Consider the following 12,132-nt stretch of genomic DNA (forward strand, 5'->3'; position numbering starts at 1 on the left):
TACCAGGCGCCAGTTTGCTTACTGCTGGCTGGCCCGGCGGCGGCGCGCCATGAAGCCGAGCAAGCCCAGGCCGCCCAGCAGCATGCCGTAAGTGGCTGGCTCCGGTACGGCCGACACGGACAGGTTGTTGATGGTTGGCCAGATACCGATCTGTCCGGCTGTGCTGACGGACAGGTCGGAGAACGCGTCCGACGACACGAAGCCGATAAACGAAGCTTGCGTCGGCAGGGCCAGATCATAGCTGAGCAGCTCGCCCAGCGCATTGCGCGCTGTCAGCGTGATGCTCTGGCCATTGGCATATTCGCCGGCAAAGTTCGATCCGAAGAAGAATCCCCCCACACCGCGTACGGCACTGGAAAAGTTGGAGAACACCACGCTGTCGTTGCGGTCGTTCGTACTCAGCCAGTTGTCGCTGCCCGTGCCTGCGCCATACAGGATGGGCGAGGCGCCAACGCTGCTGACCGTGTAGGCATAGCTGCCCGCGTTGCGGTTCAGCGGGCCGTCGAGCGCATCGATGGGCAAATCATCAAAGGTGTCGACGCCGGTATTGCCGACCGCTGCCAGATAGGCGGACTGGCTGGTAAACACCGTGATGTCTGCGTGTGCGGCGCTGGCGGCGAGCAGCAGGGCGGCGGCGCTCATGATTTTCAGGCGGGAGAATGCAGTTTGCAAGATCGACTCCTTCACAAGGGTTGGGAAAAGGATGCGGCAAAAGTTTACTTATTTATAATGCCAATTCAATATAATATTAACTAGAAAAAAATGCAATATAAAGTTCTTTATGATAATTTTCGTCTTGTATAGCTGAAAAGCGGATGTTTCCCAATCACCACTCCGTGTACGCCAAACGTCGCGTAGGGCCGCGCCATGCTGCCGCCACGGGCCATTTGTGCAACAATAATCGGATTCATTCATCGACAGGACGGACAATATGGCAAAAGTGGCATTCATCGGTTTGGGCGTCATGGGTTTCCCCATGGCAGGTCACCTGGCGGCGGGCGGGCACGACGTCACCGTGTACAACCGCAACCCGGCCCGCGCGGCCGCCTGGCTGGAACAGCACAAGGGCAGCAGCGCCGCCACGCCGGCTGCCGCGGCGGCGGGCGCCGAGTTCGTCTTCACCTGCATCGGCAACGATAACGACCTGTACCAGGTCATCCTGGAAGAGGGCGGCTTGTTGTCCGCCATGGTGCCGGGCAGCATCCTGATCGACCACACGACGGCCTCGGCCGAAGCGGCGCGCACCATCCACGCGGCGGCGAAAGAGCAGGGCGTGTTCTTCCTCGACGCGCCTGTGTCAGGCGGCCAGGCGGGCGCGGAAAACGGCAAGCTGACGGTGATGGCGGGCGGCGACGCCGAGGCGTATGCACGGGCCGAGCCTGTCATCGCCCTGTTCTCGCGCGCCGTCACCTACATGGGCGCTTCCGGTTCCGGCCAGCTGACGAAGATGGTCAACCAGATCTGCATCGCGGGCCTGGTGCAAGCCTTGAGCGAAGGCATCGCCTTTGCGGAAAACGCGGGCCTCGACGCGGCCCTGGTCGTCGACGTGATTTCCAAGGGCGCGGCGCAGTCGTGGCAGCTGGAAAACCGGGGCAAGACCATGATAGAGCGCAAGTTCGATTTCGGTTTCGCCGTCGACCTGATGCGCAAGGACCTCGGCATCTGCCTCGCCGAAGCCAAGCGCAACGGCAGCGACTTGCCCGTGACGACCTTGACGGACCAGTTCTATGGCGAAGTGCAACAGGCGGGCGGCAACCGCTTTGATACATCCAGTCTGATTACCCGCCTGAACAAAAAGTAATCGTTCAACGGCCAGCCACGGCGGCGCGTCCCTGCACAGGGCCGCGCCGCTTGTCGTTTACGCCAGCATTAACCTTAAAACGTCAGTTTCCGGAACATCCGGTTTCGATTTTCGTGGAAAAGCATGGACTTCGCTAGCTCATCGTGTATTATTAAAAAACGAGATGAAATGTCCCAATTTTTAAAACATTATGAGTGGACCCGCATGAAAACCAACTCCTCAGCGATAACACGCGTTGTCGACAAGAACATTCCCTATCTGTCTTCCGCCGTTGCCATCTGGCGTCCCCGCGCCGTGCTGCGCAGCTGGCCCGGCGTGGCCATCGCACTGGTGATCGCCCTGTCGGCCACCTTTATTTCCAGCAATTACGGCGGTCCTCAGCTGCTGTATGCGCTGTTCTTCGGCCTGGCTTTCCACTTCCTCGCCTCCGACCCCACCTGCAAGCCCGGCATCGAGTTTTGCAGCAAGGTGCTGCTGCGCACGGGCGTGGCCCTGCTGGGCGCGCGCATCACCTTCAACCAGATCGCTTCCGTGGGCGTGACGCCGTTATTGATCGTCGTCGGCGGCCTGGTGGCAACTTTGGGCTTCGGCTACCTGCTGGCCAGGTGGCTGAAACGCCCCATCACGGAAGGCATCCTGTCGGGTGGTTCCGTGGCCATCTGTGGCGCCTCGGCCGCGCTGGCCATCTCGGCCGTGCTGCCGCAAACCAAGGAAAACGAAAAATTCACGCTGCTGACGGTGGTGGGCGTGACGACCCTGTCGACCCTGGCTATGATCGTCTACCCGCTGCTGGTCAAGCTGCTGGGCTTTGACCCGACGGAAGCGGGCGTGTTCATCGGCGGCACGATTCATGACGTGGCGCAAGTGGTGGGCGCCGGCTACCTGGTCAGTAATCACACGGGCGACGTGGCCACCTTCGTCAAGCTGACGCGCGTCGCTTGCCTCGTGCCTGTCGTGCTGGGCCTGTCGATCATGTTCAAGCGCAAGGACGGCAAGAGCGAAGTCGATGCGCCGCCGCTCGTGCCATTCTTCCTGATCGGCTTTGTGTGGCTCGTCATCACGAATAGCCTGGGCCTGATTCCGCAGGAAGTGAATGGCTGGATCAACAATGCTTCGCGCGCCTGCCTCGTCATCGCCATTGCCGCGCTGGGCGTGAAAACGTCGTTCCAGTCGCTGGCCTCGCTGGGCTGGCGTCCCGTGATCATGCTGGTGATGGAAACCGTGTGGATCGCCGCCTTTGTCGCCATCGCCGTGCTGCTGACGCGCTAAGCGAACCGGGCCTGCCATGAAGATCCTAGTCCTGGGCGCCGGCGTGGTCGGCACGGCATCGGCCTGGTACTTGCGCCAGGCTGGCCACGATGTGCGCGTGTTCGAGCGCCAGCCGGGCGCCGCGCAGGAAACCAGCTTCGGCAATGGCGGGCAGATATCCGTCTCGCATGCGGAACCGTGGGCCAACCCTGCCACCCTGCGCAAGGTCGTGCGATGGCTGGGCAAGGACGATGCGCCGCTGCTGTTCCGTCCCCGCCTCGATGCGCTGCAATGGCAGTGGGCCTTGCACTATCTGCGCGAATGCCTGCCGTCGCGCGTGTCGCGCAATATGCGCCAGATCGTCGCCCTGGCCGAGTACAGCCGGCAGAGCTTGCAAGCCCTGCGCCGCGAAACGGGTATCGAATATGACCACCTGGAGCGCGGCATTCTGCATTTCTATACGGACCAGCAGGAGTTCGATAAATCGCAGTCGGGCGCCGCCCTCTTGCGCGAGCTGGGCTGCCCGCGCAATACCGTCAGCGCCGATGAAGTGATACGGCTGGAACCGGCCCTGGCCCATGCGCGCCCGCACATCGTCGGCGGCGACTTTACGGCCAGCGACGAGTCGGGCGACGTGCATCTGTTTACCACGGCCTTGGCGGCCCGCGCCGCCGCTGCCGGCGTGGATTTTCAGTACGGCAGCACCGTGACGCGTTTGCTGGCCGATGGCGAACGCATCACAGGTGTGGAATGCATCGATGCGCAAGGGCGCCACCGCATCGAGCATGCGGACGCCGTGGTGGTGGCCATGGGCAGTTTTTCCGCGCCCTTGCTGCAGCCGCTGGGCATGCGCTTGATGCTGTATCCGGGCAAAGGTTATTCCGCCACCTATCCGATTCTTGAGCCATCCGCCGCACCGACCGTCTCGCTGACGGACGATGGCCACAAGCTCGTGTTTTCGCGCCTGGGCGAACGCCTGCGCGTGGCGGGCACGTGCGAGCTGAACGGCTATACGCGCGAACTCAACCCCGTGCGCTGCGCCGCCATCACGCGCCGCGTGCAGGCGCTGTTCCCGCACGCCTGCGATTACGGCGACCCCGTCTACTGGGCCGGCCTGCGCCCCCTGACACCCTCGAACGTGCCGTATATCGGCGCCACGCGCTACCGCCAGCTGTTCCTCAACACGGGCCACGGCACCCTGGGCTGGACCATGGGCTGCGGCGCGGGCAGGGCGATCGCGGAACTTGTGTCGGGACGCCGGCCGGAAGTCGATTTTGCGTTTTGCGGGGAGCCACCCCGGCCAGAGACCGCTTTGGTTCAACTTAGGAGAGCACCACGATGAGAGACGACGCCACCCCCAGCCAAGCACCGGGCGGCCTGACCCTGGCCGGCACCACCTACCAGTCGCGCCTGCTGGTGGGCACGGGCAAATACAAGGATTTCGAGGAAACGCGTCTGGCCATCGAAGAGAGCGGCGCCGAGATCGTCACGGTGACGATACGCCGCGTGAACATCGGCCAGGAAAAGGGCGAGCCGAACCTGCTCGACTTCATCCCGCCATCGAAATACACGATCCTGCCCAACACGGGCGGCTGCTACAACGCGCGCGACGCCGTCTATACCTTGCAGCTGGCGCGCGAGCTGCTGGGCGGCCACCCGCTGTGCAAGCTGGAAGTGCTCGGTGATGAAAAGACCTTGTTCCCGAACATGCCGGAAACCTTGAAGGCGGCCGGGGAGCTGGTGCGCGACGGCTTCCAGGTGATGGTGTACTGCAGCGACGACCCGATCCAGGCGCGCATGCTGGAAGACCTCGGCTGCATCGCCGTCATGCCGCTGGCGTCCCTGATCGGCTCGGGCATGGGCATTCTGAATCCGTGGAATCTGTCGCTGATCATCGAGCAAGCCCGCGTACCCGTGCTGGTCGATGCAGGCGTGGGCACGGCGTCGGACGCGGCCATCGCCATGGAACTCGGCTGCGACGGCATTTTGATGAATACCGCCATCGCGGCGGCGCGCGAACCGATACGCATGGCGCGCGCCATGAAACTGGCAGTGCAGGGCGGACGCGAGGCTTACCTGGCCGGACGCATGCCGAAAAGTATGACGCAGCCTGGCGCCATGCGCGCCTCGCCGTCGTCGCCAATGGCCGGGCTGATCGCCTGAGCCAAGTTTGCAGCACCGTAGTTGATTATCGTTTCAAGCGTTTATAAAAACCACAATACCTGGAGATGACATGAAACACACACTCGTAGCGGCAGCCATCCTGGCCTCCTTCTTCGCTGGCAGCGCCAGCGCCCAATCGTCCGTCACCGTGTACGGCTTGCTCGACGCGGGCCTGACATCCGAACATGGCGGCGCGGACGGTTCCGTCACCAAGCTGGCCACCGGCGTGCAGTCGGGCAGCCGCATCGGCTTCAAGGGCACGGAAGACCTGGGCAACAATCTGAAAGCCAATTTCTTGCTGGAAAACGGCCTCGACGTGGATACGGGCGCCAACCGCCAGGGCGCCTTGTTCGGCCGCAAGGCTTACGTGGGCCTGTCGGGTGGCTTTGGTGCCGTAAACCTGGGCTTGCAGCACAACCCGCTGTTTACCGCGCTGGACAATATCGACCCCTTCGAGACGGGCATGACGGGCGCCTCGATCAACCTGATGAGCGTGGCCAGCCTGCGCACGAAGAATTCCATCATGTATGAAACGCCGAAAGTGAACGGCTTGTCGGCTGCCATCATGTATGGCTTGGGCGAAAAGCCGGACAGCAACACCCTGGGCCGCACCATCGACTTTTCCATCGACTACGCCAATGGCCCGCTGGTGCTGACGCTGGCGCATGACAACCGCAAGGATACGCCGCTGAACACGGCGAAAGTGACCTTGCTGGGCGGCACCTATGACTTCGGTCCCGCCAAGCTGCACGCCGCGTATGAGACGGACAAGGATGATGCGGGCACGGATTTCCGCAACGTCATGCTGGGTGCGTCGGCCCCCGTGGGCGCGGCGGGCAGCGTGATGGCGTCCTACATCAAGAAGGATGACCGCACGAATGCGCGCCGCGGCGGGCGCCAGCTGGCCATCGGCTATACCTATGCCTTGTCCAAACGCACGAATCTGTACACCTCGTACGGCCGCATCAACAACGATGGCGCGGGCACCAATTTCGTTGGCGATGCCTCCAGTGGCGGCAGCGTGCCCTTGCCTGGGCATAACTCGAGCGCCTTCACGGTCGGCATGCGCCTGAAGTTCTAAGCGCGGCGCAGAAGGAGAACGATGGCGGCTTGTCTGTTGCGGATAAGCCGCCATTGTTGTTTCAGGAGTGGACCTAAGTCACGGATTCCGGATTCAGGAATGAAACAGTCCGATTTTTCATGAATTTTCATTGACAGCGCATTTCGCAACCGTTAAATTGAACACGTATTTCAAATATCGGAACAAAATATACCGATTTTTCATAAAACCGTAAGGAGACTGAGCCATGACCGATTTGTCCGACCAAAAAGCCGCCGCCGCAGCGATACCTGTGGGCCCGCAAAAGATGACGCCTTCCGAAGCGTTCGTGGAAACCCTGGCCGCCAATGGCGTAACCGACATGTTCGGTATCATGGGCTCGGCCTTCATGGACCCGATGGATATCTTTGCCCCGGCCGGCATCCGTTTGATTCCCGTCGTGCACGAGCAGGGCGCCGGCCACATGGCCGACGGCTATGCCCGCGTCTCGGGCCGCCATGGCGTGGTCATCGGCCAGAACGGCCCCGGCATCAGTAATTGCGTGACCGCCATCGCCGCCGCCTACTGGGCGCATACCCCGGTCGTGATCATTACCCCTGAGACGGGCACGATGAGCATGGGCCTGGGCGGTTTCCAGGAAGCGAACCAGTTGCCGATGTTCGAGGAATTCACCAAATACCAGGGCCACGTCACCAATCCGGCCCGCATGGCCGAATTCACGGGCCGCTGCTTTGACCGCGCCATGTCGGAAATGGGCCCGACGCAATTGAACATCCCGCGCGACTATTTTTATGGCGAAATCAAGGCGGAAATCCCGAAACCGAACCGCCTGGATCGCGGCGCCGGCGGCGAACAAAGCCTCAACGATGCGGCGGAGCTCCTGGCCAAGGCCAAGTTCCCCGTGATCATCTCGGGCGGCGGCGTCGTCATGGGCGAAGCGATCGAAGAATGCAAGGCCCTGGCCGAGCGCCTGGGCGCGCCGGTCGTGAATAGCTACCTGCATAACGACTCGTTCCCCGCCAGCCACCCGCTGTGGTGCGGTCCGCTCGGCTATCAAGGTTCCAAGGCGGCCATGAAACTGATCGCCCAGGCTGACGTCGTCGTGGCCCTCGGCTCGCGCCTGGGCCCGTTCGGCACCCTGCCGCAGCACGGCATGGATTACTGGCCGAAGAACGCCAAGATCATCCAGATCGACGCGGACAACAAGATGCTCGGTTTGGTGAAAAAGATTTCGGTCGGCATCTGCGGCGACGCCAAGGCGGCCGCCAAAGCCATCCTGTCCCGCCTGGATGGCAAGACGCTCGATTGCGATGCGACGCGCGACGAGCGCTACGCCACCGTGCAAGCCGAGAAGGCCGCGTGGGAAGAGGAGCTGACGAACTGGACGCACGAGAAGGATGCGTACAGCCTGGATATGATCGAAGAGCAGAAGAAAGAGCCGGGCAACTATCTGCACCCGCGCCAGGTCTTGCGCGAGCTGGAAAAAGCCATGCCGGAAGACGTGATGGTGTCGACCGACATCGGCAACATCAACTCGGTAGCCAATAGTTACTTGCGCTTTGAAAAGCCGCGCAGCTTCTTTGCGGCGATGAGCTTTGGCAACTGCGGCTATGCCTTCCCGACCATCATCGGCGCGAAAGTGGCCGCACCGCACCGTCCGGCCGTGTCGTATGCAGGCGACGGCGCCTGGGGCATGAGCCTGATGGAAACGATGACCTGCGTGCGCCACAACATTCCCGTGACCGCCGTGGTGTTCCACAACCGCCAGTGGGGCGCGGAAAAGAAAAACCAGGTCGATTTCTACAACCGCCGCTTCGTCGCCGGTGAGCTCGACAACCAGAGCTTTGCCGAGATTGCGCGCGCCATGGGCGCCGAAGGCATCACGGTCGACAAGCTGGAAGACGTGGGCCCGGCCTTGAAGAAGGCGATCGACATGCAGATGAATGAAGGCAAGACGACCATCATCGAAATCATGTGCACGCGCGAGTTGGGCGACCCGTTCCGCCGCGATGCGCTGAGCAAACCAATTCGTCACCTGGACAAATATAAAGACTACGTCTGATTTGCTGGTGTTGTTGGATTACGCCCTCTGGGCTAATCCAACCTACCCAACCTACGCGACTGTGTAGGTCGGATTAGCCGGGCCTCGGCCCGGCGTAATCCGACACCACCCTGACCGATCCTTGTATGACCCCGGCTCGCCGGGTTTTATGTGCCGGAACCATCTTCATGCTTGCGTGGTTCCGGCACTTTTTTTTACCGAATTGGAGTCGCCATGAAAGCCCTGCACCGCATCATCGAGCAAGCCCGCACCGTGCCGAAGAACATCGTCTTGTGCGAGGGCGGCGACGCGCGCGTGCTGCAGGCGGCCGCGCGGGCGGCAAGCGAAGGCCTGGCGCACATCACCATCGTCGGCAAGCCGGCCGCCATCCTGGCCCTGGCGCGCGAACATGCGCTGGACCTGGATAGCGTGCGCCTGGTCGACCCGGCCGAGTCCAGCGAGTCGGAACACTATGCCCAGCAATTGTTTGTGCTGCGCCAGGCCAAGGGCATGACGGTGGAGCAGGCGAGGATCGCCGTGCAGGATCCCCTGTGTTACGCCAACCTGATGGTGCGCCTGGGCGACGCGGACGGCTGCGTGGCGGGAGCCGTGCACACGACGGCCGACGTAGTGCGCAGCGCGATCCAGATCATCGGCGTCGATCCGGCCTTCAAGCTGGTGTCGAGCTTTTTCCTGATGATGCTGTGCGAACCTTTCCATAGCCTCAAGGGTGGTTTCATCTTTTCCGATTGCGCCCTCGTTGTCGACCCGAAAGCCGAGGAACTGGCCGACATCGCCATGGCCGCCGCCGACAGCGCGCAAGCCTTGTTGATGGAAGAACCGCGCGTGGCCATGCTGTCGTTTTCCACCAGCGGCAGCGCCCACCACGCGGCCGTCGACAAGGTGCATGCGGCAACAGACCGGGTCAAGGCCCAGCGTCCGCTGCTGGCCATCGATGGCGACGTGCAGCTCGACGCGGCCATCGTGGCCGAGATTTCGCAGAGAAAAGTCAAGGATTCCGTCGTGAATGGCCGCGCGAACGTGCTGGTGTTCCCGAACCTCGACGCGGGCAATATCGGCTACAAGCTGGCCGAGCGCATGGGCGGCGCCGTCGCCATCGGCCCTCTGCTGCAAGGTTTGAAGAAGCCCGCCAACGACCTGTCGCGCGGTTGCAGCGCCGACGACGTGTATAACGTGATTGCCGTCACGTCCGTGCAGGCCCAGGGTGGGCGCTGAGTTGTTCAGCCTGCCGGTGCTGGCGCTGCTGGGCGTGGTGGCGGCAGGCACGTATTTCCAGACCGTCACGGGTTTTGGCCTGGGCATGATCGTCATGGGCGTGGCCAGCGGGCTGGGCCTGGCGCCCGTGCCCGCGCTGGCGGCCCTCGTCAGTTTGTTGTCTTTGGCGAATTGCCTGGTGGCCTTGCCGGGCGCCTTGCACCACCTGGACTGGCGCGCCATCCGCGCGGCCGGCATCGGCTTGCTGCCGGCCATGGCGGCCGGCGTCTTGTTGTTGGGATACCTGGACCAGGCGTATGCGCCCCTGCTGAAACTGTTGCTGGGCGCGGCCATCGTGTATGGCGGCGTCAGCATCCTGCTGCAGGCGCCGCCGGGACCGGGCGCGGCGGACAAGCGCAGCTTTTTTATTAGCGGCGTGTGCGGCGGCCTGTTCTCGGGCCTGTTTTCGCTGGCGGGACCGCCGCTCGTGTACCAGTTTTATCGCCAGGAAATGAGCCTGAAAACCATCCGCTACAGCCTGATCTTTTTGTTCGCCATCAGCGCGGGCGGACGCTCGCTGATGGCGGGCAGCCAGGGCCAGCTCGACGCGAAAGTCTTGCTGCTGTGCGCGCTGGCCTTGCCCGTGGGCGTGCTGGCCACGATGGCCGGCAAGCGCTATCCGCCACCGATCGCCCAGCGCGGCATGCGCCGCATCGCGTTTGCCGTGCTGACCGCCATCGGTATCTCATTGATGGCGGCTGCCGTGCCGCAATTGCTCAGGCCTTGAACGTCAGCAGGGGCTTCAAGCGCGCCACCGATTGCAGCAAGCCCGCTTCCTCCTGCGCGGCGATGACGGGACCGATCTTCTTGTACGCCATCGGCGCTTCCTCGACGCGGCGTTCCTCGCGCAGGGTCACGCACTGGAACGCCATCTCGTCGCCGCCCACCGTGGGTCGGATGGCGCGCATGGCTTGCCTGCGGATGCTGCGCCCCGCGCCGTGCGAGCACGACCACAGCCAGTCCGGATTGCCCATGCCCGTTGCCACATAGGAGTAATCGCCCATGGAGCCGGGGATCAGCGCCAGGTCGCCCTCGCGCGCCGGCGTGGCACCCTTGCGGTGGATGTTCATGCCGTGCTCGCGCAGGATGACGTTGTGGGGCACGTCCACCACCAGGCGAGAGGTATCGTGCGCATACACCTGCGACAGGCTGTCCCGCACCAGCTCGGCCAGGACCATGCGATTGACCCAGGCATAGCGCGATGCCACGCCCATGGCGTCCATGTAGTCGCCGGCCAGTTCGCCCGTCAAGCCGTACAGGCCGGACTGCGGGTGGCGCACGCCTTTCGGCCAGGCCTCTTTGGCGCGGTCCATCCAGCGGCTGCCGACGAAAAAGCCCACGTCGCGGCTGCCGCTGTGGATCATGACGACCACTTCGCCCGGCACCAGCCCGTGCCGGTACGCGGCATGGCGGTCCATGACGGCATCGACCAGCTGGATTTCCACGAAATGGTTGCCCGATCCCGTGGTGCCCAGGCTGGGGTCGCGTATCACTTCGCGCGTGCCGACCAGCGCTTCGGGCGCATGGCGCAAGCCGCCGCCCAGTTCGCGCAGGGCGATGCAATCGTCGAGCTCGCGCAGCAGGCGTTGCTTGTCGACGCGGGGCCACAAGCCCTCATTGTGCAGGCTGTCGATGAACGCTTCCGGCCCCACGTCGAACAGGGCGGCAAACGCTTTCGAGCGCAGCGGCACGTTGCGGCCGTCTTCCAGCAGCACATGCTTGAGCTTGCCGAGCAGCTGCGGCTTGCGCGCCTCGAACTGCGCCAGGCTCAGGCCCGTCGTGATCAGGCGCATGCCGCAGGCGATGTCCGTGCCGGGAATGGCGGGGATCACCATGTCGGGGCTGGTGGCAACGATGCTGCCCACGGGGGCGATGCTGCCCGGGTGGAAGTCGGGCGTGGCGCATGCCTTGCACACATGGCCATCCTGGCCTGGCACGCTGACGGCGGCAAACTCCATCAGCTGGCGCACGGCTTTTTCCTCGAGCGGAAAGTTGTGGGGCAGCAGCACGGACGCCTGCGCGTGCGGATTGCTGAGTATATAAATGCCGTCGGCATAGGCGACAGCGATGCCCTGGCGGCGCAGGGCTTTTTGTAATCTGGATGGGGGAAACACGATTCTGCTCCGGAAATAACGAATGCACGGCCCTTTTGCAAGGGCCATGTTTGTTTTCCACGCAGCAGCGACAGGAAGTGCCGCCAGCTTAGCAAACTTTGTGCCGCTTGCAAAGCGAGGGTGGGCACAAGCGTGCGCACGATACGCGGAGCCACTTGCAAAATAATCAAACAGCCTTTATATTCGCGGTTCTTTCTCGAACCTCTTCCTTATTGGAGCCAAAAGTGCCTCGCTTCTTCGCCATCACCTGCTAACGCTGACGAAATGCTCTCTGCAGCATCGTTCGGCGCGTTGACGCCCCCGATTGCTGCGGCACTGTTTTTGCTCCCTCCGCACACGTATCCGAGACGCTGGTCTCGATCGTCCACGCCCGAACACGTCGTCAGCACCCCTGACCCTGTATGGACACGCCCCGGTGAACGCGGCGTGG

The 12,132-nt window shown here is 63.0% G+C and carries 10 protein-coding genes; 8 read left to right on the top strand and 2 right to left on the bottom strand.

Annotation, left to right across the window (positions count from 1 at the left end; genetic code table 11):
• Positions 1-18 precede the first annotated feature (18 nt).
• Positions 19-672: a PEP-CTERM sorting domain-containing protein gene (locus tag U0004_RS10235; RefSeq protein WP_231958580.1), complete on the bottom strand. Its 654-nt coding sequence runs from the start codon at positions 670-672 to the stop codon at positions 19-21.
• Between the two features lie 259 nt (positions 673-931).
• Between U0004_RS10235 and U0004_RS10240 the strand changes: the two genes are divergently transcribed.
• The 8 genes from U0004_RS10240 (at position 932) to U0004_RS10275 (ending at position 10,315) form a co-directional block, all read left to right on the top strand.
• Complete coding sequence (locus U0004_RS10240; protein ID WP_070253766.1) at positions 932-1,801, top strand: NAD(P)-dependent oxidoreductase; 870 nt, start codon at positions 932-934, stop codon at positions 1,799-1,801.
• 204 nt (positions 1,802-2,005) lie between these two features.
• On the top strand, positions 2,006-3,070 hold the full coding sequence (locus tag U0004_RS10245; RefSeq protein WP_080753631.1) for a YeiH family protein: 1,065 nt from the start codon (positions 2,006-2,008) through the stop codon (positions 3,068-3,070).
• 16 nt (positions 3,071-3,086) lie between these two features.
• Complete coding sequence (locus U0004_RS10250; RefSeq protein WP_070253765.1) at positions 3,087-4,391, top strand: D-amino acid dehydrogenase; 1,305 nt, start codon at positions 3,087-3,089, stop codon at positions 4,389-4,391.
• Complete coding sequence (locus U0004_RS10255; RefSeq protein WP_034786137.1) at positions 4,388-5,212, top strand: thiazole synthase; 825 nt, start codon at positions 4,388-4,390, stop codon at positions 5,210-5,212. The genes U0004_RS10250 and U0004_RS10255 overlap by 4 nt, the downstream gene beginning before the upstream one ends.
• Positions 5,213-5,282: 70 nt before the next feature.
• Positions 5,283-6,293 (top strand): porin, encoded by a 1,011-nt coding sequence (locus tag U0004_RS10260; RefSeq protein WP_070253764.1) that lies wholly within the window; start codon positions 5,283-5,285, stop codon positions 6,291-6,293.
• Positions 6,294-6,519: 226 nt separating this feature from the next.
• Positions 6,520-8,334 carry a sulfoacetaldehyde acetyltransferase gene (gene xsc / locus U0004_RS10265; RefSeq protein ID WP_115057444.1) on the top strand — a complete coding sequence of 605 codons (1,815 nt, stop codon included), beginning with the start codon at positions 6,520-6,522 and terminating at the stop codon, positions 8,332-8,334.
• A 213-nt stretch (positions 8,335-8,547) separates the two neighbouring features.
• Positions 8,548-9,549: a phosphate acetyltransferase gene (gene pta, locus U0004_RS10270; RefSeq protein WP_070253792.1), complete on the top strand. Its 1,002-nt coding sequence runs from the start codon at positions 8,548-8,550 to the stop codon at positions 9,547-9,549.
• Position 9,550: 1 nt separating this feature from the next.
• Positions 9,551-10,315, top strand: a complete 765-nt coding sequence (locus U0004_RS10275) for a sulfite exporter TauE/SafE family protein (protein ID WP_254675984.1) — start codon at positions 9,551-9,553, stop codon at positions 10,313-10,315.
• Here U0004_RS10275 and U0004_RS10280 read toward each other — a convergent pair.
• Positions 10,305-11,702, bottom strand: coding sequence for an RtcB family protein (locus U0004_RS10280; protein ID WP_115057445.1), 1,398 nt, complete (start codon positions 11,700-11,702; stop codon positions 10,305-10,307). The genes U0004_RS10275 and U0004_RS10280 overlap by 11 nt on opposite strands.
• Positions 11,703-12,132 lie beyond the last annotated feature (430 nt).

It is taken from the genome of Janthinobacterium lividum (genome assembly GCF_034424625.1).
Taxonomy (GTDB): Bacteria; Pseudomonadota; Gammaproteobacteria; order Burkholderiales; family Burkholderiaceae_D; genus Janthinobacterium; species Janthinobacterium lividum.

Excerpts from the sequence above, each read along its gene's own strand:
- pta (WP_070253792.1), top strand. The coding sequence starts at position 8,548 with ATGAAAGCCCTGCACCGCATCATCGAGCAAGCCCGCACCGTGCCGAAG.
- U0004_RS10250 (WP_070253765.1), top strand. The coding sequence starts at position 3,087 with ATGAAGATCCTAGTCCTGGGCGCCGGCGTGGTCGGCACGGCATCGGCC.
- U0004_RS10255 (WP_034786137.1), top strand. The coding sequence starts at position 4,388 with ATGAGAGACGACGCCACCCCCAGCCAAGCACCGGGCGGCCTGACCCTG.
- U0004_RS10260 (WP_070253764.1), top strand. The coding sequence starts at position 5,283 with ATGAAACACACACTCGTAGCGGCAGCCATCCTGGCCTCCTTCTTCGCT.
- xsc (WP_115057444.1), top strand. The coding sequence starts at position 6,520 with ATGACCGATTTGTCCGACCAAAAAGCCGCCGCCGCAGCGATACCTGTG.
- U0004_RS10245 (WP_080753631.1), top strand. The coding sequence starts at position 2,006 with ATGAAAACCAACTCCTCAGCGATAACACGCGTTGTCGACAAGAACATT.
- U0004_RS10240 (WP_070253766.1), top strand. The coding sequence starts at position 932 with ATGGCAAAAGTGGCATTCATCGGTTTGGGCGTCATGGGTTTCCCCATG.